The following is a 22,387-nucleotide window of genomic DNA, read 5'->3' as shown; positions in this document are numbered from 1 at the left end:
CCCAGTCTCACTGAAGCGCTTTGATCACATCGTCCGTGATGTCCGTACCGCCGAGATGGACGAGCTTCTGCTCATCCACGTTGAAGAGAACAGCATCCAACTTCTTCGTGCGTGCAATCTCGCCGACGGCCGTCTGCAGTTTGATCGTCTTCTGCTGGTCGTAAATGCTGCTCGTCTGCTGCATCTTGCCCATCGCCTGCTGCTGCGCCTGCTGCATCTCCTCGGGCGGCGCACCCTGCGCCTGCTTCGCCTTCAACTCCTCTTGTGCCTGCTTCTGCACTTCTTCCATTTTCGACTTCATCTCGGCGTCAATATTCACGATGGCCGGCGCTTCCTTCTCGACGCGGCTCGGATCGACATAGCCGATCTCTGCCTTGCCGCAGCCTGCGGCGAGCGTCATGACGGCAAAGGCGCCTGCGAGCATCGCCATGCGCTTCTTGTTCTGCTTCATGATTTTCCACTTCTTTCTAAGTATTTCCGGGCGCAAGCTCGGCAATCAATTCTTCTGTCAGATCGAGTGCGGCGGGAGCGACGACAGGAAAGCGAAGCGAGGGAGCGTCTGTCTCTTCTCGCCGCATATCTGCAGCTTCATCCGTTTCCTTCGCAACGACGATGGAAAGATGATGGAGGAGCGCGAGCTTCGCCGCCTTGCTCTCAATATCCTTGCGGATGTGCTCGCGAATGATGCGCACTTCTTCGCCCTTTGCCGCGAGCGCCGCCCTCTTGCGGCGCAGGATCTCATCGATCTCGACGCCCTGCATCGCCTGCAGGAGCGCCTCGCTGTTGCGCCTTTCCGCTTCCGCCTTTTGGCGTGCGGCTTCTTCCTGTGCACTTGCTGCGGCAGGCGTCTTCCTCTTTGCGTCGCGCGCGATGAGCGCGTCAAGATATTTTCGCTTCTCCTCGTCGCGGGCGGCAAAGAGCGCCCGTATGCGCTCGCCGCGCTCCTCGCGCAAAGCCTTGAGTTCGTCGAGCAGGCTTTTTACATCAGCCTCCGAAAGGAACATCGCTTCTCGGTTGTCAATCTTCATCTCGATGTTAACGATGCGATTCTGATAGGCGTCTTCTAGCGCCTTCTTTTCCTTGAGAAAGGCGTCCTTCGTGTCTTCCTCCCAGGCAGCGAGCGCCTTGCGGCGCTCACGCGCCTGCTCTTCCGCCGCGAGACGCTGCTGCTGCAGATTCTTCTCTTTCGCTGCAAGCTGGAACGGCTCATCTGCAAGCGCAGGCGGCTTCAGGGTGCGGCGCGCACGACTCAGTCGATCAATGTCGGTGGCGAGCGATGCATACTGCGCTTCAAGATCCGCCAGCTGCACATACGCCTCATGCGCCTTCTCAGCTCGCGCCACATCGATGACGCCGATCCCGCCCTCTTCCTGCTTCGTTGGAGCGGCGGGCGGCGGCGCATCTCGAAAGAAAAAGAACGCGCCGCCAAGAGCCGTCAAGAACAGGACAGCAAGAGTGCCGCAAATTTCCTTCCGGCGCTTTTCCCAAAAGCCGCCGCCCTGCGCCTTTTCCTGCGGCATCGCATCCACCTCCCCAAAAGCCCCTACATTTAAAAGTACCGGGCAGGAAGCCCGCCCGGTACATCATGCGCTCGCGCGCTCATATCCGTATTTTCTTATTTGAACTTCTTCATGACATCGTCCGTGATGTCCTGACCGCCATAGACGACAGCGCTCTTGTCGATGACGACGGAAAGCCCCTTGGCTTCAGCGACCTGCTTGACGGCATCGTCGATCTTCTTCTGGATGCCCGAGATGAGATCCTGTTCCTTCTGCTGCAGCTCCATCTGCGCCTGCTGCATCGCCTTTGCCTTCTCCTCATCGCTCTTGTTTGCGTTGTCCGCCTCGAAGCGCATCTGTGCTTCCTGCATCGCCTTCTGCATCTCGTTCGAAGCCGAAGCGTAATCCGGATGACTCATCATCACCTTGCGGTAATCGACGACGCCGACGGACGACGACGCTGCAGACGCCGTGCTCGTGCCGAGCTGCGAAAGGCCGAGAGCCACGACCGATCCAATGAATACGAGTGCAAGCGCCACGCAAAAGATCTTGACCTGTGTCTTTTGAAGTTTTACCATTTCCTTGTCTCCTTTACCCTTTTGAAGAACGCTGCATCGCGATTCTTCCTCAAATATCCAACGATAAACATTATAGCAAACTCTCTTCGGGGATTCAAGCCCAAGAGGGCGCAAACGCTCTTAAAAATCGCCAATCAGGCGCAGCCAGCCCCCTGAAGAGTCCCGCACGAGTTCGGCGCGCAGAAAATCGTGCAGGCGGTAGCTGAGTCCCGCCTCGCCCGTATGGTCGGCACGGCGGTACTCCCAGCGCACTTCGACGCGCGGCAGGGGGGCTGTGCGCACGCCCGTCGTCCACGCATGTTCGCGCATGTCGTAGCGAATACTCGCAAAGACTCCTGGGAAGACGCGTCTCTCGTAGGCTGCTTCCCAACCCCAGTCGAAATCCTGCGGCAGCACATCGGCCTGTACGAATATCTCATCCGCCGCCGACAGCATCGCTCCCGCATGGGCGCGAAACGTTATGTCATTGCCGTCGGCAGATCGTCTGCCGACATCGCCCCATCCCTCAAGGCGCAGACGATAGCGCGAAGTATCGCTGCGACTCATGACCGAGGTCTGCTCACCCGCTGCGATCGTCGCATGTGTCTTCAAACCGAGCGTGCGAAACTCGCCTGACGCGTCGAGAACTTCTTCCATTCCCCTAGCAAATTCCTTCTCGTGGCGTGCCACGAATGCAACGGGAACACCGAGCATTTCATCCGCCTTCGCCTGCAAAACGCTGCGCTTTTCGAGCAGAGCGAAGTTTGCGATCGTATCCGAACGCATGGCGAGATCGATCGTGCGCACGACAGGCATCTTCGGATAAACCGTCAGCGCGACGTGCGTGCGCCTTGCCGTCTCGACATCGAAGTCGGCGCGAAACTCGGGCAGATGCTCCGCCATATAGGCGTTCAGACTCTCCTTCAGGACGCCGTTCGTCCAGTCGACAGCTGCAGATGGAAGCCCCTCCAAGCTCTGTCGAAACACCGTCTCAACGCCTCTGAGGTCTTCTTTCGCCATCTTCCCGATGACAGGTGAGACGCCATCGACCGAAACTTCGACCTCGACCGCCTCGACGCGCTCTGCCCAAGGCGCAAGAGTCACACGGACGTGCGCTTCCTCGCCAGGCTCAATGGCAACGGCCGTAACGGAGTAGCCGACGAGCACCTTGTCGAATACCTCACGGATTGTCGCCTCATCCGCCGCCCTGCGCTCTTCATACGAAGAGAGCGGTTTTCCCTCGATGAGTTGTGAGGAGATGGCCGCGACGCTTTTTTCCATGCGCACCTTGACCGTGGGCGGCAAGGCTTCGCCATCCGCTGCAACCTCGGCGCGAACCGCTGCGATCGTACCCGAAGCAAGGGCATATCCGCCCCCCATCCAAAGGAGCGCGAGGACAAAGAGCGCGAAGAACGCCCGCACCCTTGCCCTTCGCCCCGGCATCAGAAGGATCCGCCGACGCTGAAGTGCACGCGCCCGCCGTCCGAGCCGCGTCCGTAGTCGAGGCGGATCGGGCCGATCGGCGTCTCAAGCTGCAGTCCCACGCCGACGCTGCCCTTGATCGTATTCGGCCAGCGATCGTTGCTCCAAGCATTTCCCCAGTCGGTGAAGACGGCGCCCTGCACCTTCTTCACGATGGGGAAGCGGTACTCGACCGTCGCGAGCAGAAGGCGCGTGCCGCGGAACTGGTCGTCACGGTAGCCGCGCAGGGAGTCCTGTCCGCCGATCTTGTAGAGGTTCGATTCGGAAATTGAGCCGCGCGCGTAGCCAAGCTGTCCGCGCACAGCGACGGTCTGCGACCGGCCGACCTTGAAGAAGCGCTTATCCTCAGCCGTAAACTTCTGGTAGTTGAAATCGCCGCCGAAGCCCGCAAATTCTGCCTCAAGGCTCATGCGTCCGCCCGATGTCGGATTGTAGATGTTGTCGCGCGTATCGTTCACGCGCGACAGCGTGATGCTGCGCGTCGTGCCAAAGTTCGCATCGCGCCATGCCTTCCACGCCGGCGTGCTGCGATTTCCCTTGTTGCCGCTGCTCTTGTGACTCTCGTAAGTGTCCTTGCGGTTGCGCAGCGTAATGGAGTTCGTCGCATACTCGTTGACGGGACGGCTCAAGGTGATCTCACCGCCCGAGTACTTGCGCATGTACTCTTCCTCCAAGTTGCCGTCCGTGTCATAGTCATCGTACTCGTAGGTACGGTTGTAAATGCGCAAGGAGGCCGCCGTTTCCTTGCTGTCGAGCCAGGGACGACGATAGGAGAAGACGAATCCGTGTGCGTCCGTATCGTCACCACTCACCTCGTAGAGCAGGCTCACGGCATCTCCTGTACCGCGAAAGTTCGTATCGCCGACATTGATCATGCCGACGAGCCCGTCCGACGAGCTGTAGCCGGCGCCAATGCCGAAGTTGCCCGTGCGCTTTTCGACGACGTCCGCTTCGAGAATGACGGATCCCGATGCCTCACCCGGATTGAGCTTCATGTTCACATCTTCGAAGAAGCCGAGATTATAGATGCGCTGCATGCTGCGGCGCGCCTTCTTCACGTCGAACGGTTCGCCAATCTTCAGGCGCATCTCGCGCAGGATGACGCGATCCTTCGTCTTCGTATTGCCCTTGACGGCGAATCCTTCAAGCTTTCCCTCATTGATTTTGAGCGTGAGGTCTCCCGAAGAGTCGATATTCATGTCCTCGATCTTGGCGAGGATGAAGCCGTCCGCCCTATATTTTTCCTGTATGGCAGAAACATTCTTCTGCAGTTCGCGGCTGTTCATCACACGCTCCTTCTCGAGCGTGATGAGCTTCTCAAGGTCTTCTGTCGTCTCGACCGTATTTCCCTCGATCTTCACGGAATGAAGCACAGGGTTTTCCAAGACGTGATAGGTGAGAACGACGCCCTCAGGCACATACTCCCACGATGGGTAGAGGTCGTAAAAATAGCCCGTATCGAAGATGGCAGAGCGATCGCCCTGTGCCTTCTTCGCATCATACACATCACCTACGCGCTGCACGAGGGCAGCGCGCGCCGTCGCCATCGTATCCTTGCCCGCGCCGTCGATGACGATGTCGACGATGGTCTTGCCGTCGGCGATCTTCGCCTCCTCGTCAATCTTGCGCTCCTCGGGGCGCTTGGCTTCCCACGCCTCGACACGCGCATCCTTCAGCTGCGTCTTAGCGGCAGCGCTCTCAGCAGCAGTCTGCGCATCCACGCGCCGGATTTCTTCGGCGTCTGCAGCGGCGTTCTTCATCTCCTGTTCGCCTTGCATCGTACCCACGACGGCGACGGCCGCAGAGGCGTCTGCGGAAAAGCCGGCAAAGCCCGCAGCAAGTGCGACGGCCCCGGCGAGGATTCGCGTTCTCTTCATATCCAAGTTTTCAACCTCCTATGCTTCACATCCCCTTTATTGTACCATGAATGCCCACGAGGTCAAGGGGGACGCAAAGACTTAACAGCAGACTCATCGAATTATAGGAATCAATAAGAATCATTCGCGCAGCACGCGCCCTGCAGTGACCATGAGCTTCTGCATGTCTTCGGTCGGCGGCGAAGCGGCAGAGATCTGCTTCGGCTTCTCCGTCTGCTGCTCCAAGGCAGGCTGCGGCTCCGGCGGCTCGGTAGACTGCGCCTGTTCTTGTGCCTGTACAATCGGGCTTTCCTGCACCCGAACAGGCATGACGGGCAGCTCGATCTCACGAGATTCCGAAAGATTCGCCGCAGATCCCATTCGTTCGGCGAGAGTCTCACTTCCCTTCTCCTCGTGAATCATCGTCCCCTGTCCGACGATCGGCGCAGGACTTTTCTCGGCAGGTGCCGCCGTCGGTTCTGCACTCCTCTGCAGGGTGATGCCGCCCAAGGCGAGGAGCACGGCAAGCGCTGGCGCTACGAAACGTGCGAAGCGCTTCCCTTTGCGCGTCTCTCTCGCACGCTGCAGTTCCGCCTCCGCCAGCATGAGATTGAGTCCGCCTCGGACATCCTCTTCCTTCTCCAATGAGGACTCTGCACGCCCCAGCCAGTCCTTCGCCGCCTTGACGTGCGCACAGATCCTTTCTCTTTCCTCCGCCATCTTCCTCTCCCTCCTCCCCTAGAAGCGCATGAGGCGCGAGAGCATGCCGCGCACGCGGCGTATGCCATTCTTCTGCAAGCGGTAGATGTGCGAAGCGCTGACGTCGAGCACATCGGCGATCTTCGGAATCGTTTCGCTCTTCAGGTACACGCTTTCGAGGACGACGCGCTCCTTCTGCGGCAGCCGTGCGAGCGCCCGATGAAGCTCCCGCGTCATGAAGCCCAGTTCCGCTTGCTCAGCGACGGAAGGCGTCGTGTCGGGCAGAAGTTCCCAAGGCACCTTGCCATCGGCGCGAGGCGCATCCATGCAGGTGACATCGCGTCTGCCTTCTTTCTGCAGGAAATTCAGCATCCTGCCGCGTATGCGATGGACGGCGAAGAGACTGAAGGCAACGCCGCGCTTCCAGTCGAAATTTTCCACCGCCTCGATGAGTCCAACTGTTCCTTCCTGTATGATGTCCATAATGCTCTCGCTCGTGCGCCACGGCAGCGCCGTCTTGAACACGAGCGGCTGGTACGACTCGATCAGGCGTTGCCTCGCCGCCCTCTCGCCACGCTCTTTGAAGGCCTGCCACAAGGACGTTTCTTCCTCGGGCGCAAGGAGTTCGACCTTTTCGAGTTCCTGCAAATATTCCTCAAGTCTCATGACAATCCTCCTCGCGCTTAGAATTTGATGCGCGCTTCGATGCCAACGACAGATTTCGCGTCCTCGTCGCGATTCCAATAGATGCTCATGCGGTCATTGAAGTCGTAGCGCACACCGAATTCGCGCACCTTGTTGCCGATGCCCTGCTTGTAGCGCAGCATGACCCTGTCGTTGATGTACTTGCCCACTTCCAGCATGTATTCGAGTCCGTGCGCCGTTTCACCCGGCTTCATGACGTCCTTGTCCGTCGTCGTCACGTCCTCGCCCGCGATGCGGAATTCATCGAGGCCGAGCGCATTCTTCACGTTCGTCTCGAATTCGCCGAGAACCGTCATGGAAAGGCCGAAGGTCAAAAGCGATGTGAGCGCCTGGGAACTTTTCAAATCGGGCGTCTGAAAGGTCAGGAGACTTACGATCTCCGTCTCACTCATCTCGGGCATCGAACTGAGGTGCGTTTCCATCGCCCCGATGGGACCTTTCGAGTGCAGGAAGATGCGCACCTTGCCGACATGCGCCTCCGCTTCGAGCGTGAGGCTCGGCAAGAACGAACCGATCTGATTGAAGTACGCCTCGCCGTCTCGGATCGTAAAGCGCGTCTTGTTGTATGTAATCGTGCCGCGCTCGACGAGGATCGTGCCGGAAGGCTCGACGTGCTGCGTCGTACCGCCGTAGCGGAAAGCGCCCGAAAGGCGCATGTCGTAGAGTGCGGGATCGTAGAAGCGCACGCGCTCGCCGAGCGTCACGCCGACGTCCAAGATCATCTCGGGCAGTGCGCTCTCGGCATCGGGAAGGGAGGGAACGGAAAGCGTCGCATGATGGATGCGGACATCCCCCGTGATTTTCGGCATCTTCCGTCCGAACATCTCACCCTCTTCGATGTGAAAGTCTGCACTCAAGGGGCCGTCATAGAAACTGCTGACGACAGAAAGCTCATCCGCCTTAAAATCGAGCGCATAATCGCGCCACCTGCCGCCGCCGAACGACGTCCTGCCCGCGATGCGGTAAGAGCCCGTGCCCATCTTGCCCGTGCAGTCCTCAAGCGTGATGCTGCTGCCAAAGAAGCGCAGCCGCGCCTTCATCTCCGTGACGGGCGTCGCGACGTCCTTAAACTTCAGCGCTCCGTCCGCGAGACTGACCTCACCCGCGAACTGCGGCCTTTCGAGCGTCCCTGTCACGCGCACCTTGCCCTTCGTCGGACCGATCGCCCACTCGACGGCGGGCGAGAGGATCGGCAGAAGCGAAAGATCGGCATCGTCGAGCGCGAGCGAAAGATCGATCTGCTCGGACGACGCAACCGTTTCATCGGCGGCCGCCGTCAGGCTTCTCACGGGAATCTTACCCTTGGCGCTCGCGCTGTATTCGCGCTCACCAAGTTTCTTCTTCACGCGAAGCTGCTCGATGTTGATGACGCTGTCCTTGAGACTCGCCAAGCCCGTCATATCGTCGAAGGTCGACGCGCCCACGCCGCCGTTCTTCACTTCGACGGAAGCGTTTGCCTGCGGGTTCTCCAGCGTGCCGCCGAACTGCACGGCGAGATCGATCGTGCCGCGCACGTCAGCGTCTGCCCCCGCCGCCTTCGCAACCATGCCGGCGGGGATACCGTTCGCAGCGAACTGCGCATCCATCACTGCACCGTCCAATGGAATGCGTCCCTTGGCGGCGAATACGCCGTCGCCCTGCCTGCCGTGCAGTTCATCGATCGTCACGATGTGGTCGGCGAGCTTGATGTCCAGCGCCATATCACGAATCTCGTAGCCTGCCGCCTTTCCCTCGACGACGACGGCGTCAAGCGCCGCCATGGGATTATCCAAAGTGCCCCCAAGGCGGATCGTGCCGTTCAGTCTTCCGTCGAGAATGTCATTCTTGAGGTTCGCAATCGCAAAGAGCGCGCGCACGTCACCGTTCTCGACGTTCAAGATGCCGTCAAGCGCCTGCGTTTCGAGATTCGCCGTGCATTTCATCGCGTAGGCGCCGCCGTTCTGCTGGAAGCGGATATTCTCGGCGCGCAGCACATCTGCGCCATAGACGATCTCGCCGTGCACGGACTCGATCGCCTGTCCGTTGAGTCGAAGCGTCTTTGCATCGAGCACGCCGATGAATTCAGGCGATTGCAGCGTACCCGCGATATGCCCGGCAAACGTGCCGTGGCCGCTGACCGGATACGGCAGTCTGCTGCCGAAGCGGTCGAGGCTCACATCGTGCACATCGGCATAGAGGTCAAGCGCACCGTCGCGCGTGACCGTGCCGTTGAGGTCGACGTCGACGAGCGGGGAGAAGATATGGAAGTCCTGCAGGCGCACGACGCCGTTCTCCAGATAATAGTCGCCGTCCATGCCCGAGAGGATGTAGCCGTTGTAGCTGCCGCGATAGAGATGGATGTAGCCGACTGCCGACGGATTGTCGAGCGTGCCCGTGAAGCGGATCGTATTGTCGACATTGCCCGTGATCGGCTGGTCGGGAGCGACGAGAGCCGCGATGTCCTCCATGCGCGCACCAATGGAATCGACGCGCAGGTCGATGCGCCTCTCACCCGTAAGGCCGACGCTGCCCTCGGCGATCCACGTCTCCTTGCCCGCACGCTCCACGGAGAAGCGGTCAATGGCGATGCCGTCGGTGCTGCCGTGCACGGCGCCGTGGAATGCGTCGAAAGGCTGATGGAAGAGACTTCCCGCCGTTCCCTCGAAATCCGCCTCAATGGCAGGATTCGACGCGACGCCGTGCACGGCGCCCGCGATGTCGAGCGTGCCCGCGCCCTCGGCCTCTGGCACAAAGGCATCGACGAGCGCCAGCGGCAACGCCGTACCGTAAAAGCGCAGGTCGAGCGCCGTGCCGCCCCGCACGTCACCCTCGACAACGAGCGTGCCGCCCGCCGCAAACGACGCGTTGAGGTTATCAAAATGAAGAAGCTCCCCTTGCTTGAAGAACGATGCGGAAACCTTCTCGGCCGCAACGCCGCCGAAGGACGCGCCCTCGCCCGAAAAGGTGCCGTAAGCGAGAAGATCTGCCAAATCCGTCCCCTTGCCGCTCAATGCGATGTCCGCAGCGCACTTCCCCGTCAGGGAAAGACCGTCCACAGGCAGCACGGCAGCGATTTCCTCGCCCGAAAGCCCCTTCGCTTCGACGTGTGCGCTGTAGGAGCCGTCCGCCGTGCGGAGCATCCCCCCGCCCTCGAACGTGCCTCCCAAGGCTCCTGCCTCGCCGCTCGCCGTCAGAAGGCCGTCCTCGTAGTGCCCCTTTGCCTTCACCGCTGAAAGCGATGTGCCGTAGAGCGTCGCGACCGGGGCTTCGCACTCTCCGTCAACCTTCCAGTCCTGCGGCGTGCCGTAAACGGAAGCGAGGACGCGCACCGAACCTTGGAAAGGGCTCTGCGCCAAGATTTTCGACGGATCAAAGGCCGCGGACTCGACGACGAAGTTGAAGCTCGGCACTTCCTCCTGCCAAGCGACCTTCCCATGAATGGACGCTTGCTGCTCTTCGGCAGAAGCACGCAAAAAGATGCGCGCCTCCTTGCCCGAAAAGACGACGAGTCCACGCGACGCCTCAACCTCCATGCCATGGACGAGCGCCTTCGCACCCGAAAGGCGCACGTCGCCCGCAAGCGAAACGTCATCCGCCTCGCGCACGAGCTTCAGCGCCGTCTCGTCGACGTGCAGCGCCTGCAGCTCGATCTCGTCGGGAAGCACGCCTTCGGGTAGGAATGCGATATAATCCATCGCATTGATATTTTCCCCCTTGAGCTTCAGTTCCTGCCGCTCTTTCGAGACTTCTCCCTCGACAGCGAGCGGTGCGCCCTTGCAGCTGGCCTCAGCTTCAACGGAGACAGAAGACTTGTGCACGAAGTCAAGCTCCGCCCCGATATCTTCCAAGGCGATTTCCTTGCCCGAAACGGCAACGTTCGCCTTTCCTTCCTTCACGCTGACCTTGCCGCAAAAATCATTTTCCCCTGCTTCCTGCTGCACGAGGTCGGCGACGTTCCAGCTTCCGTCCGCGCGCTGCTGCAGGGAAAGCTCTGGCTCTATGACCGTCACATGGGAAATCGCGGCAACAGGCGAGGCGGAAAGAGCCGCAAAGAGACTCATTTCCACCTCGGCGTGCGCAGCGCGCAGGATCTCCTCTCCCGCCCTATCCTGCACCGCGATGCCGTCAAGGGCAAGCGTATGCCAAGACTCGACCCGCACGGCGTCGATGGCGACGGGAACGCCGAGCGAATCGGACGCCTTTGCAGAAAGCGTCCTGCCCGCCTCCTCAACGTAAGCGCCCGTATGGGCGATGTAAGCCGCCATGCCGCAAACGAGCGCAAAAAGGAAGAGCGCGATGACGACTGCAGCGAAAACAATGCACCCCTTCTTCATCGGCTCTTCCTCCTCGTTGTCTCTTTTTCAAGTTATGCGGCACGAAAGGACATCGCGGCTCGATGCGCTTTACATCTCCCCCGCTGCAGCCGCTTCAGCTGCCGCATCCTTCTCTGCGGTCTTGACAGGTGCGGTCTTGACGGGTGAGCCGTGCGTCACGGGAATCATCGCATCGTCCTTCGCCGTGCGGCTCTTCCTGCTCTTCTCATCGAGCAGCTTCTGCTCAGCGGCCATCTTCTCCGCCGCCTCATCCGTATGGTAGAGCGCTGTCTCGGCCTGTTCCTTCGCCGCCTTATAGTACTTGCCGTCGACTTTCTCACGGTAGGAAACGGTGTCGAGATCGACGGGCAGGCCCATGGCCCGATCGAGCGCCGCCTTGCTGAGGTTGTAGTTGTAGAGCGCATCGTAGTAATTCGTCTGCGCCGCGACAAGCTTTTCGTCGGCGTCCGTCACGTCGAGGTTCGTGCCGACGCCCGCCGTGTAGCGCACCTGCGCGATCTTGAAGTCCTCCATGGCATGCTCGACGGCGACACTTGTCGTCTCGATATTCTTCTCCGCCGCCAGAAGACTCAGGTACGCCGTCTGCACGTCGAGCGCAATCTGCTCGCGCGTGTCCTCCGCCGCCTGCTGCAGCTTGTGCACCGCCGCACGCTTCTGGTTCACCTGCGCCTGCGTCACGTTGTTATCAAAGGCCGCCCAGTTCGCCTGTATGCCGATCGACCAAGTGTCCGCCGAATCCGTGTTGTTGGAAAAGAGGCTGTCGCCGCCGACCGTGCGGGATGCCGCTGCACTGACCTGCGGCAGCGAAGCGCCGCGCGTCGCCTCCATGGCAGCGTTCGCCTGACGCACGGCATAGTCCGCCGCGATGCCGTCCGCACGGTGCGCGAGCGCGTACTCCGTGCAGTCCTCAAGGCTCAGATCATACTTTCTGTAGGCGAGTTCGTCCGCCAACGAGAGCTTCGTGTCCGTCGGCAAGCCGATGATCTTATTGAGTTCAGCGATGGCGACGTCGTAGTTGTTCGTCACGTTCACGAGACTCTGCTCAGCATTCGCGAGCGAGACCTGGGATGCGAGCACATCGGAACGCGCGACCGTGCCCACCTTGTATTGCGCGTTGACATTTGCCAGATGACTCTTCAAATTGGCGACGGACATCTCGCCGACCTTGATGAGATTGCGGTATTCGAGCGCCTTGAAATATTGTCCCGTCGTCTGGTAACGCACCGCCTGCTTCGTGCCTTCGAGCGCGAGATCGGCATTGTTCACGCCGTAGCGCGCCGCCTCGATGCCGCGCTCGATGCTGCCGCCCGTGTAGAGCGGGAAGGAAAGCGCCGCGCTGCTCCGAAAAGCATAGTCGTGGTCGTACATCTTGTATGCCTTGCCGCCGACGCGGTTGCCCTGCGTCGAGAGCGTGAGCTTCGGGCCTGCCGTGCGGCGCGCCTCATGGTATGCCCAGTCCGCCGCATCCACATCGGTCACGGACGACTTGATCGAGCGATTGTTCTCAAGCGCCAGTTCCACGCTCTCGGAGAGTGCAAGAGAGCGCGTCTCCGCTGCGGACGCAGATGCGAAGCTCAGGGAGAAGAGCCCGCCCGCGACGAGCGCCGCAAGCTTCTTGGAAAAATGTTTTGACTGCTTCACAATGATTCCTCCTAAAATGACTGGTGCAGACCGAAGTAGGCGGTGCGCCGCTCGCTGCGATTGAGATCTTTGAGTTGGCCCATCAGATACGTATCTTCACGCAGACGATACTGCGCGGAAAGGCGCAGGCGGAAATCGTTGGGGTCGTAGGCGTCGGCGGAGAAGCACCAGCGATTTCCCACATTCGCATCAAGTCCGATGCCCGGCTCGCCCGCGATGAGTCCCGCGCGTGCGCCGAGCCTGCCCTTCGTGCGGCCGACCTCAAGATTCAAATCGTTCCCCTCGCCGATATCCTCGACGCCGACGCGCAGGAAGCGATCGGGCCTGTCCTCCTTGGAAACGTCGACATTGAAGTTCGTGATCCAGTCGCGATCCTTGCCGCTGTATAGGACGTCGAGCGAAGGCTGCGCCTCGATGCTCTTCAAGTTATCGAGCGTGTCGTTCGCCTTCTCCGTGACAGCGCGCGCCTGATGGATCGTCGCCTTGAGATCTTCGCGCACCGTGGGATCGCCCGTGACGTCGTGCAGTTCCTCCGCCACTTGCCGGATGTTCTCGCTCGCCTTGGCGACGTTCAGTAGCGTCAAGCGAAGATTGGCAGCCGTCGCGCCGCCATCGGAGACGTCTGCCGCCATCTGGCGCACCGTCTCCGTCGTCGCGGCAAGATTCGCCAAGATTGTGCGCATCTCCTGCATCATCGCGTGCATATTGCCCTCGTTCTGCAGCGCGACGCGCCCGAGCACAGCCGTGAGATCGCGGATGTGCGCCGTGACCTCGCGCACATTTTCCGCCGAGCCGAGAACGGACTCCTTCATGCGCGGATTGCCGAGGATGTCGTTCAACGAACCGAGGAGATCGTGCACATCGGACACCGCCTCGCTCACGTTCTCCAGCACGGAATCGACGCTCGTCTCGTCCGTGCCGATGACGAAGTCGCCGTCCTTCAAGTAATCCGTACTCTTCGAGCCAGCCGGCGAGATGAGAACGAACTTGTCGCCGAGGACGCTGTTCGCCGAGAGAGAGATTCGCGCATCGCGCGGGATCTGAATGTCAGGATAGACGGAGAGCGTCACGCGCACGCCCGTCCCCTCCGGCTCAATGGATTTGACCTTGCCCGCGGGCACACCCGCATAGCGCACGTCCGCTTCCGGGGCAAGCCCCACGACCTGCGTGAAGCCTACATAAATCGTATAATTGCGGCTCGTCGAAAAAGAAAATCCCTGAAGCTGCAGGAGCACTGCCGTCAAAATCGCGATGCCAAGAAGCGTGAACGCTCCCACCTTCGCTTCCGTCGTCATAAACCCGCCTCCTTCTCTTCCGTCTCCACCGCGCGAAAAAACGCGCGGACGCGCGGATCTTCGAGCTTTCTGAACCCTTCGACCGTATCGAGTGCAATGAGCGATCCCTTGTGCAGCATGGCGATGCGGTCGGCGATGCGGCAGGCGCTCGCCATGTCATGCGTCACGACGACGCTCGTCACGCCAAGCTTCCTCTGCGTCTCGATGATGAGGTCGTCGATCTTCGCCGACGTCAGGGGATCGAGTCCCGAACTCGGCTCATCGTAGAGGATGATGGACGGGTCGATGGCGATGGCGCGCGCCAAGCTCACGCGCTTCTTCATGCCGCCCGACAGTTCCCCCGGCATCATGCGCTCGCTGCCGTCGAGACCGACGAGATGCAGCTTCTCGCGCACAATGCGCACGATCTCCGCCTCCTTGAGACGCTTGTGCTCGCGAAGCCCGAAGGCGACGTTCTCCCCTACGGTCATGGAGTCGAAGAGCGCCGAATACTGGAAGACCATGCCCATCCTCAGGCGCACCCGGTCAAGCTCGTTTTCCGTCATCTGTGAGATTTCGGCGTCATCGATCCAAATCCTGCCCGAGGTCGGGCGGATCAGCCCGATGATGAGCCGAAGGAGCGTGCTCTTTCCCGAGCCCGAGCCGCCGATGACGGCGAGCGTCTCACCGTCTTTGACGCAGAGATCGAGAGGGTGCAGCACCTCATGGGAAGCGAAGCTCTTCGTCACACCTTCCAGCCGTATCATATCTTCCACCTCAGCCCGTCAATAAAGCAAGAACGACAGGAACACATTCAAAAAGAAAATGCAGACGATCGCCGCCACGACGCTCTTCGTCGTGGCGCGTCCCACGCCCTCCGCCCCTTCGGGCGCATGAAGCCCGTACCATGCGCCGAGGACGGCGATGACGACGCCGAACACCGCCGCCTTGATGAGTCCGCCCGTGACATCGTGCGGCACAGCAAAGACATGGATGGAGTTCGTGAAGGTATAGGAGGCGATGCCCGCATAGTGCACAGCGACGAACCAGCCGCCGAAGACGCCGATGACATCGCCGAAGACCGTCAGGAGCGGCACCATGCACATGCACGCGATCATGCGCGGCACGACGAGGTAGCCGATGGGACTCGTCGCCATGACGCGCAGGGCGTCGATCTGCTCCGTGACCTTCATCGTGCTGATCTCCGCCGTGATGGCAGACCCCACGCGCCCTGCGCAGACGACGCCGACGAGCACGGGGCCAAGTTCGCGCCCGACGGCGATGGCTATGACGCCGCCGATCGTCGACTGCGCGCCGAAGCGGATGAACTCATGCGCGACCTGCAGGGTCATGACCATGCCCGTGAAAAGCATCGTCAGAGAGACGATAGCGAGTGAGTCTACGCCGAGATGCGACATCTGCGCGAAGACGTGTCGGAAGCGCAAGGGGCGGCGCATCTCTTTGAGGGCGGCGGCAAGGAGCAAAATGACGGAGCCAACCCACTCGAATCTTTCGAGCACGAACGAACCGATTTTCTCCAACAGCCGCGTCATCATCTCTTGTCCTCTTCCTCGATCAGCAACGAGGCATGGATCACATTGTCTATGACATACCCCGTCTCAAACCTCGCCTCAAAGGGATTACCCTGCTTCTTCGCCTTCTGCCCGAGGAGGTCAATGCGCTTCTCCTGCTTCTTACGCGGTGCGCCCTCCTGCTTCTTCAGGCGCTTCTTCGCTTCCTTCTTCTCCTCCGCCGAAAGGGGCAGCTTGGGCGCGATCGCAGGCGCTACGATGATCTCATTGTTCCTGCCGAGCTGCAGGAACTGCTTGAGCTTGTCCGCCGTCGTCTGCGTCTTGTCCTCCTCTGCGCTCGTATCGATGCCGAGCGCGTTCTGCAAAAGAGCCGCCGTCACGGGGATGAAACTGCCGCCGCGCACATCGAGGCTCAGGACGCCCGGCGCTTGGCTCTCCGGCACATGGTAGGGAATCAGCAGCTCTTCCTTCTCCCTGCGGAAGGGCTTGATCGTCGTGCGGAAGTTCACCGTCTCGCCCGGTTTTGCCGAGGGCTTTTCGGGCACAGCGGAAATCAAGGAGGCCGTCTTGCGCGTACTTTCCATCTCGATGTCGACGTCAACAGAGGTCACGTCGGCCTCCTCTTCCGCATTCTGACAAAGGAGCGTCATGACCTGCGCCAACTCGCCCACGGAAGCCTGTCCGACGTCCGAGGCTGTATAGTACATGTTCGAGCGCTCGATTTTGCCATCTTCGCCCGCCGTCGTGCGAATCGTGAACTTGAGGTTCGCCGTCGCCTCGCCGAGCGTGTCCGACGTCTTGCCCATCGCCGCGTAAGCGATGCCAGGCACGAGAACCGGCAGAAAATCCTCGTCATAGGCGATCTGCGCCGCAAACTTCCTGTCGTAGCCGAGCGACGTGTCCTTCACGCGCACGCGCATCGGCACGCTCTCGGGAAATGCGCCGATGATGCCGGCGACACCCGCCTCTCGGTCCTGATTGATGCGCCCGATGATGTTGCCGATGCTCGCAATCTTCATGCCGTCCGTCGGACCGCTGATCGTGCCGACGACTCTGGCATCCGTCATGAAGTAATTGACATTTCCCTTGTGCAGGAACGGATGACCAAAGGCGAGCACGCGCTTTCCGTCGACTGCCGTCACCGTCCCCGTCGCGCCGACGGAAAAATCGCCGTAGGAAACGGCGACGCCGACGGCGCTCCCGGGCGCGAGAGCCGCATCATAGACGACATGCGCACCTGGCGTCGGCGTGCCGAAGGCCGGCATCTCGCCCGCCTTGAACCCGAGGGCGGAAAGCTTCTCCTCCATATAGGCGGAGCCGCTTCTGCCGAAGCCTGCGAGATAGAGCGCCGACTTCGCCTGCGTCTCGTGCTGTTTCGCTGCGGGCTTCACGCCTTCTTCAGCGACGGGCTTCTTCTCCGCAGGTTTCTCTTCCACCGGTTTCTTTGATGCTCCTGCCGGTTCTTTCGTCTCCTTCACTGGCTCTTTCATCGCCTCGGCGGGTTGCTTCTCTGTCTCAGCAGGATCTCCCTTCGCCTTGGCAGGCCTCTTCCTCGCTTCTTCGGATCTTTCTCTTTCCGCTGCAGGCCTCTTCTCCGCTTCTGCAGGCTTTTTCTTTTCTCCCGCAGGCTTCTTTTCTGCCTTTGCAGATTCTCCCTTCTCAGCCGCAGGTTTCTTCTCTGCCTTTGTCTTCTTTTCTTCAGCAGCTGCAGCTTTTTCCTTCTCTGCTTTCTTTCTCTTTTCGGAATCTTTCCCCTGCTTTCCTGCTGGCTTCTTGTCGGGCTTTTCCGCCGTCCCCTCGGCTAGCTCAGGCAGTTCTTCCTTTTCGAGCTTGGCACGCTTTCCTGCCGTCTGCTCCGTCCCACCTTCGCCGCCTTCGCCGGCGCCTTCACCGATGCCCTCGCCCATGCCTTCGCCCATCGGCTCATCGGCGTCCGCTGCCTTTTCCTTCTTTTCCTTCTTTAGATGAACCGCCTTGTAATCGGGCATATCCCAGATGGGCAGCATCTCATCGATCGGCGTGATGAAAAACGTATAGAGGCTCATGCCCTTGATGCCTGCCGAAAGCGCCCCGACAAGCGCCCCATCCACATAGACTGGGCTGCCGCTCATGCCCTGCAGCGTGCCGCCTGTGCGTTCAACGACAGGGCCTGATGCCTTCGCCATGATGCGGTTCGTCGACGATCCTTCCTCGTACGTGCCGACGACATCAACATGGAATGGCACGATCTCGCCCGACTCATCGACCACGGTGTACGCCGTCCCCTCCATGCCCGGGTATACCTCCGAAAGCGGCAGCGTCGGCGGCAGGGAAGCCGCTGCCGCCACTCCCGTGGAAAGAGACAGGGACAGACCGAGCGCGAGCATCTTCTTTTTGAAATTACGCAAATATATCACCTCGTACAGATTGGAGAGCAACACAAAAGAGGGAGCCTCCCCTCGCAATCATTCATCTTGTTTCTTCAGGCGCGCGACGACCTGTCCCGCAGCGATGTCATCACCGACGGAGACGAGCATCTCACTCACGCTGCAATTCTCTTCGGCACGCGCCGCCGCGACCTCGCCCGTCAATGTGCGCACGCGCACGATCTCCGCACCCGCCGCAAGCATACTTCCCGGCTCAGCCCGCCATGTAACTGTTCCAGCAATACCGGACGTTGCGTCCACTGCCGCCTCTGCCGTCAGCGCATGGACAGCAAATATCATAACGCCAAGAAAAAGGCCTAATGCCAGTATTTTTTTCATTTACATCTCCTCCATTATATCGAATTCTTTCTGATGTGCCAACAAAAACTATAAGAAGACCGTCGTCAGCGCGGCAAGAGCGCGAGCGCCGAGCCGACGGCGCGCTCCTGCCCGTCGGACGGACTGTTTTCGAGTTCGCCACCGACGACGAGCGCACTCGAACCGCCGCCATCGAAGTTGATCGCCTGAACGGCGCCGAACTGCAGCATGAACTCCGCCATCTCCTGCAGCGTGCAGCCAATGCTGTGCGACTGGCGTCCGTCAACGACAGCGAGCAGGTAATGCCCGGCCGCCGTCACGCCGAACGCCGTGCGCGGCGCACGGCCGCGTGCGATGTCGGGCGGAAATTCCTCCTCCTCCGCCGTCACATGAGCGATGCCGTCCTTGACAAGCATCGGGCCTGCGCCAATGACTGTCGGCAGGCTCTCCCAAGGCGCACCGATCGCCTCCTCCACACGTACGGCGTCGCCGACCTTCACTTGGGCGAAGGCGTCCTTCGCCTTGCCGTGCACTGAGATGACGAGGCCGTCTTTCGGAATTGGGCTGTCCGACAAGTTGACCGCAGCGACCCTGCCGCCTCGAACAATGTACTCCTGTCCATATTCATTCGTGCGCGTCGTCGAGCCATAGTAATGATTGTAAATCACGAGACTGTCCTCGCCGCGCTCCGCATCGACGCCGCCCACGGGCCAGCTTCTCTTGCCGAGCGTCACCGTTCCGCTGTAATCGACAGGGCCGAAATATGTCCTGCCGTCAGCGGCAAACCCCACGGCGCTGCGCCGAAAGTACGTCGTGCCGACGATCGTGCCGTCCAGCTTCAAAAGGCCAAGGATCTCGCCGCTCGGTGCAAAGTAGGATGCATTGATCGCCGCGGCGGCTTCTGCCATATCCGACATCGCGCTGACCGTGGCGCGTCCTGGCACAGCTCCCTTGGCGAGTACAGGCACAACGCGGTAGCGAGCAGGATCAGCCTCCAGCACCCATCCCGTCAGGCGGCCGCGAGCGTCGAGCCTCTTGAGCGTCGAGAGCTTCAAACCGGGCGCAGGCGTCTCCTCAGAAACGACCTCATACTCTTTCTGTACATCGATGAAGAGGCGCGTCGGGTTCGCCAGCGTCTTGACCTCGTAAGATGCCGGCGCCGCAAGATCGATGACGACCTTGACGCCCTGCGGCACGGCCGATACACGCACGTTCTCGACCATGCTGCCCGAAATCTCCGGCTGCACGGCCTGACTGCGTGCGCCCGCAAGGAAAAGCACGATCCTCTGTCCGTCGTTTTCCGTATGGACTTCGTAGGCGGGCAGCGTCGTCAAGTCGAAGACGACGCGCTCACGCTCGTCGCTCGTACCAAAGCGCACGCCCGTCAGCGTCTTCGCCGCTTGCTGCTGCACCTGCACACGAGCCTGCGTTTGCGGCAGTGCCGCAAAAGAAACGGCATCTGTTCCCAAGGCCACCGCCAGAGCCAAAGCCAGACTCAGCGCCATCTTCCTCATACTCTCGCCATCCCCTCAAAATCCATCTAGTGAAGACTATTATAGCACGGATTCAAGCGAATCGGTGGAAAATCTTTGACTGAAAATCCTTTAACGAAGGAACGGAACATGCGCCGCATCATGCACACGCAAAACAGGCATCCTTCCATCATCGGAAAGATGCCTGTTGTTTTTCGCGTTATTTCTCCGCACGTCCTCAGTCGCGCTTTCGATTCATCCATTCGGGGATGTCGAAGTTGCTGAAGCTCGGCGCCTTCGGCAGCGGCGTGTCGGCCTGGGGGACGGGCTTTGCGCCGGGCTGCGCGGGCTTTCCCTGGGCAGCCGTCGCAGCGGGACGCTGGATGCCTACCGTATCGTTGTCAAATCCCGTCGCGATGACGGTCACGCGCACGGTATCGCCGAGCGTTTCGTCGAGGGAAGCGCCGAAGATGATGTTCGCATCGACGTTGACGGCCTCCTGAATCGTCGACGAGGCTTCGTTGACTTCGTACATGCTGAGGTTCTCCGCCGAGCTGGAGATATTGAGGAGAACGCCGTGCGCCCCTTCGATGCTCGTCTCCAAGAGCGGCGACTCGATCGCGTACTTGGCGGCGGCGACTGCGGCGTTCTCGCCCGTCGCCTCGCCGATGCCCATGAGCGCCGAACCTGCATTGCTCATGATGGACTTGACGTCAGCGAAGTCGAGGTTGATCAGCCCCGGCACAGCGATGAGGTCGGAAATGCCCTTGACGCCCTGGCGCAGGACGTCGTCGGCGAAGCTGAACGCATCCGTGATCGAGGTCTTCTTGTCGACGACCTGCAGCAGGCGGTCATTCGGAATCGTGATGATCGTGTCGACGTGCTGCTGCAGCTTATCGATGCCCGCCTCCGCCTTCTTCTGGCGCAGACGTCCTTCAAACGTGAAGGGGCGTGTGACGACCCCGACGGTCAGAGCGCCGATCTCACGCGCACACTCAGCGACGACGGGCGCCGCTCCCGTGCCCGTGCCGCCGCCCATGCCGGCGGTCACGAAGACCATGTCCGCGCCCTGCAGCGACTGCAGGATGTCATCGCGGCTCTCCTCCGCCGCCTGCTCGCCGATCTCAGGACGCGCACCCGCACCGAGGCCGCGCGTAAGTTTCTCGCCGATCTGGATGCGTTTCGGCGCCATCGCGTGCAAAAGAGCCTGCGCGTCCGTGTTGACAGCGATAAACTCCACGCCCTGCAATCCCGCTGAAATCATGCGGTTCACAGCATTGCTGCCGCCGCCTCCCACGCCAATGACCTTGATCTTGGCGAACTGGTCCAAACCCATATCATCCAATTCAAACACGATAGCAACCCCCAAAATATAGCATAGTCCGCCTTTCGTCCCACCAGAGGGAGTACGGCAGTCGTCCTCAAAAGTTTCCCTACCATTCTATCATTATTTTAATACGTACGCCATAAAAAAATTATGAAAATGCTTGCTTTTTTCTCTTTTTGCCTCTCTAATTATGCTTTTCGAAGAAATGACGGCGCAGAATCGCCAGATTCTGGAAGACACGCAAGCCGAACGCCAAGAGCGCCACATAGTAGAGGTCGATGCCGAGCCGATCGCCGATGTAGACGAGAAAGGCGGCCATGAGAGCGTTCATAAAGAAGCCCGAGATGAATACGGCATTGTCGAAGTGGTTTTCCGACGCCGCCCGCAGGCCGCCGAAAACGGAATCGAGCGAGGCGAGCAAGGCGACGGAGGAAAGCTTCGCGTAGGCGAGCGGCACAGTGATCGGCGAGAGCATGCCGACGGCGACGCCGACGAGAAGTCCGAGAACGGGCAGGATCATCTTGCTCCCTCCTTTTCATCCGAAAGCGTTTCGATGGCTTTCGCGTACTTGAACGACGCCGCGCCCTTGTAGGCGGGCACCTCGACATGCTCTTCCTTCTTGACGTCGATCTGTATGCCCCAGACCTTCAGAGTGTCCTCGACGCCGCCACGCATCTTGATCGACTTCTCCAAACTGTCGGGGTCGCCGATGGCATGAATCTTGTAGGGCGGTGCCGAACGCACATTGTTGACGGAGAGCGTCGGCCCCGCGCAGCGGATCTCCGACGTGCCCGTGAGCCTCTGCCCATTGATGGACACGGCCTCTGCCCCTGCGGCACGCAGTTCGTTGATGACGCGCAGGAGATCGTCGTCATGAATGAGGTAGAGGTTCGGATTCTCGCCCGCCTTCGACGTCGCCTTGCTGTCGTCGAGCGTGACGATGACGCCCGGTCCCGCGAGCGCCGTGAAGCCGCCCTTCATGCGCTGGTAGTCGTTGCTTGGCCCCTCTGACGCTGCGTCTTTCGTATCCTTCAGTTCTTCCTGCAGACGGTCACGCTCCTTCTCCGTCTCCAGAAGACGCGTGGCAAGTTCCTCCACACGCTGCTGCGATACGGACTGACGCATGTCCTCCGTCGCACGGAACTGCACGGCGAGCATGAAGCCCAGCACCATGCAGACAAAGGCGATGGACCACCGCCCCTGCTTGAAATTGATCATAAAATGCCTCCCGAACTGTTGCTGAAATGAGATAATAAAGGAATTATAACGCAAAAGATCCTATCTGCCAATAGAATATCCCCGCCGCT

At 60.3% G+C, this 22,387-nt stretch carries 18 protein-coding genes; all 18 read right to left on the bottom strand.

Annotated elements, in window-relative coordinates; genetic code table 11:
- Positions 1-7: 7 nt before the first annotated feature.
- Positions 8-451: an OmpH family outer membrane protein gene (locus tag OL236_RS00820; protein ID WP_265070987.1), complete on the bottom strand. Its 444-nt coding sequence runs from the start codon at positions 449-451 to the stop codon at positions 8-10.
- 16 nt (positions 452-467) lie between these two features.
- Complete coding sequence (locus OL236_RS00815) at positions 468-1,520, bottom strand: hypothetical protein (RefSeq protein WP_265070986.1); 1,053 nt, start codon at positions 1,518-1,520, stop codon at positions 468-470.
- A gap of 95 nt (positions 1,521-1,615) precedes the next feature.
- The gene (locus OL236_RS00810) at positions 1,616-2,077 is read right to left on the bottom strand and encodes an OmpH family outer membrane protein (protein ID WP_006191103.1); all 462 of its coding nucleotides are present in this window, start codon (positions 2,075-2,077) and stop codon (positions 1,616-1,618) included.
- Positions 2,078-2,197: 120 nt separating this feature from the next.
- The gene (locus OL236_RS00805) at positions 2,198-3,499 is read right to left on the bottom strand and encodes a hypothetical protein (RefSeq protein WP_265070985.1); all 1,302 of its coding nucleotides are present in this window, start codon (positions 3,497-3,499) and stop codon (positions 2,198-2,200) included.
- Positions 3,499-5,421: an outer membrane protein assembly factor gene (locus OL236_RS00800; RefSeq protein WP_265070984.1), complete on the bottom strand. Its 1,923-nt coding sequence runs from the start codon at positions 5,419-5,421 to the stop codon at positions 3,499-3,501. Before OL236_RS00800 ends, OL236_RS00805 begins: the two co-directional genes overlap by 1 nt.
- A 114-nt stretch (positions 5,422-5,535) precedes the next feature.
- On the bottom strand, positions 5,536-6,114 hold the full coding sequence (locus tag OL236_RS00795; protein WP_265070983.1) for a hypothetical protein: 579 nt from the start codon (positions 6,112-6,114) through the stop codon (positions 5,536-5,538).
- 18 nt (positions 6,115-6,132) lie between these two features.
- Positions 6,133-6,759 (bottom strand): sigma-70 family RNA polymerase sigma factor, encoded by a 627-nt coding sequence (locus OL236_RS00790; RefSeq protein ID WP_265070982.1) that lies wholly within the window; start codon positions 6,757-6,759, stop codon positions 6,133-6,135.
- A 17-nt stretch (positions 6,760-6,776) separates the two neighbouring features.
- Positions 6,777-11,111 (bottom strand): translocation/assembly module TamB domain-containing protein, encoded by a 4,335-nt coding sequence (locus OL236_RS00785; RefSeq protein WP_265070981.1) that lies wholly within the window; start codon positions 11,109-11,111, stop codon positions 6,777-6,779.
- A gap of 69 nt (positions 11,112-11,180) precedes the next feature.
- A complete protein-coding gene (locus OL236_RS00780) occupies positions 11,181-12,752 on the bottom strand; it encodes a TolC family protein (protein ID WP_265070980.1) in 1,572 nt (523 codons plus the stop codon).
- Between the two features lie 11 nt (positions 12,753-12,763).
- A complete protein-coding gene (locus OL236_RS00775) occupies positions 12,764-14,047 on the bottom strand; it encodes an MlaD family protein (RefSeq protein ID WP_265070979.1) in 1,284 nt (427 codons plus the stop codon).
- Positions 14,044-14,793, bottom strand: coding sequence for an ABC transporter ATP-binding protein (locus OL236_RS00770; RefSeq protein ID WP_265070978.1), 750 nt, complete (start codon positions 14,791-14,793; stop codon positions 14,044-14,046). Before OL236_RS00770 ends, OL236_RS00775 begins: the two co-directional genes overlap by 4 nt.
- Before the next feature lie 18 nt (positions 14,794-14,811).
- The gene (locus OL236_RS00765; protein WP_265071755.1) at positions 14,812-15,579 is read right to left on the bottom strand and encodes an MlaE family ABC transporter permease; all 768 of its coding nucleotides are present in this window, start codon (positions 15,577-15,579) and stop codon (positions 14,812-14,814) included.
- Positions 15,579-17,954 (bottom strand): SpoIVB peptidase S55 domain-containing protein, encoded by a 2,376-nt coding sequence (locus OL236_RS00760; RefSeq protein WP_265071754.1) that lies wholly within the window; start codon positions 17,952-17,954, stop codon positions 15,579-15,581. The genes OL236_RS00765 and OL236_RS00760 overlap by 1 nt, the downstream gene beginning before the upstream one ends.
- Positions 17,955-18,002: 48 nt before the next feature.
- A complete protein-coding gene (locus OL236_RS00755; protein ID WP_009645435.1) occupies positions 18,003-18,302 on the bottom strand; it encodes a hypothetical protein in 300 nt (99 codons plus the stop codon).
- 65 nt (positions 18,303-18,367) lie between these two features.
- Positions 18,368-19,795, bottom strand: coding sequence for a phosphodiester glycosidase family protein (locus tag OL236_RS00750; protein ID WP_009645436.1), 1,428 nt, complete (start codon positions 19,793-19,795; stop codon positions 18,368-18,370).
- 196 nt (positions 19,796-19,991) lie between these two features.
- On the bottom strand, positions 19,992-21,107 hold the full coding sequence (gene ftsZ, locus OL236_RS00745; RefSeq protein ID WP_265070977.1) for a cell division protein FtsZ: 1,116 nt from the start codon (positions 21,105-21,107) through the stop codon (positions 19,992-19,994).
- 157 nt (positions 21,108-21,264) lie between these two features.
- Positions 21,265-21,600 (bottom strand): small basic family protein, encoded by a 336-nt coding sequence (locus OL236_RS00740; protein WP_006191080.1) that lies wholly within the window; start codon positions 21,598-21,600, stop codon positions 21,265-21,267.
- Entirely contained in the window at positions 21,597-22,298 is a 702-nt protein-coding gene (locus OL236_RS00735) for a DUF881 domain-containing protein (RefSeq protein ID WP_265070976.1), read from the bottom strand. The genes OL236_RS00740 and OL236_RS00735 overlap by 4 nt, the downstream gene beginning before the upstream one ends.
- Positions 22,299-22,387 lie beyond the last annotated feature (89 nt).

It is taken from the genome of Selenomonas sputigena (genome assembly GCF_026015965.1).
In the GTDB taxonomy this organism is placed as follows: Bacteria; Bacillota; Negativicutes; order Selenomonadales; family Selenomonadaceae; genus Selenomonas.
Note: the sequence above shows the minus strand (reverse complement) of the source record. Positions and strands in the feature narration are given on the sequence as shown.

What these genes read in the sequence shown, in the direction of transcription:
- OL236_RS00765 (WP_265071755.1), bottom strand. Translation starts at nt 15,579, where the DNA reads ATGACGCGGCTGTTGGAGAAAATCGGTTCGTTCGTGCTCGAAAGATTC.
- OL236_RS00735 (WP_265070976.1), bottom strand. Translation starts at nt 22,298, where the DNA reads ATGATCAATTTCAAGCAGGGGCGGTGGTCCATCGCCTTTGTCTGCATG.
- OL236_RS00795 (WP_265070983.1), bottom strand. Translation starts at nt 6,114, where the DNA reads ATGGCGGAGGAAAGAGAAAGGATCTGTGCGCACGTCAAGGCGGCGAAG.
- OL236_RS00810 (WP_006191103.1), bottom strand. Translation starts at nt 2,077, where the DNA reads ATGGTAAAACTTCAAAAGACACAGGTCAAGATCTTTTGCGTGGCGCTT.
- OL236_RS00740 (WP_006191080.1), bottom strand. Translation starts at nt 21,600, where the DNA reads ATGATCCTGCCCGTTCTCGGACTTCTCGTCGGCGTCGCCGTCGGCATG.
- OL236_RS00785 (WP_265070981.1), bottom strand. Translation starts at nt 11,111, where the DNA reads ATGAAGAAGGGGTGCATTGTTTTCGCTGCAGTCGTCATCGCGCTCTTC.
- OL236_RS00805 (WP_265070985.1), bottom strand. Translation starts at nt 3,499, where the DNA reads ATGCCGGGGCGAAGGGCAAGGGTGCGGGCGTTCTTCGCGCTCTTTGTC.
- OL236_RS00790 (WP_265070982.1), bottom strand. Translation starts at nt 6,759, where the DNA reads ATGAGACTTGAGGAATATTTGCAGGAACTCGAAAAGGTCGAACTCCTT.
- OL236_RS00820 (WP_265070987.1), bottom strand. Translation starts at nt 451, where the DNA reads ATGAAGCAGAACAAGAAGCGCATGGCGATGCTCGCAGGCGCCTTTGCC.
- OL236_RS00755 (WP_009645435.1), bottom strand. Translation starts at nt 18,302, where the DNA reads ATGAAAAAAATACTGGCATTAGGCCTTTTTCTTGGCGTTATGATATTT.
- OL236_RS00775 (WP_265070979.1), bottom strand. Translation starts at nt 14,047, where the DNA reads ATGACGACGGAAGCGAAGGTGGGAGCGTTCACGCTTCTTGGCATCGCG.
- OL236_RS00770 (WP_265070978.1), bottom strand. Translation starts at nt 14,793, where the DNA reads ATGATACGGCTGGAAGGTGTGACGAAGAGCTTCGCTTCCCATGAGGTG.
- OL236_RS00750 (WP_009645436.1), bottom strand. Translation starts at nt 19,795, where the DNA reads ATGAGGAAGATGGCGCTGAGTCTGGCTTTGGCTCTGGCGGTGGCCTTG.
- OL236_RS00815 (WP_265070986.1), bottom strand. Translation starts at nt 1,520, where the DNA reads ATGCCGCAGGAAAAGGCGCAGGGCGGCGGCTTTTGGGAAAAGCGCCGG.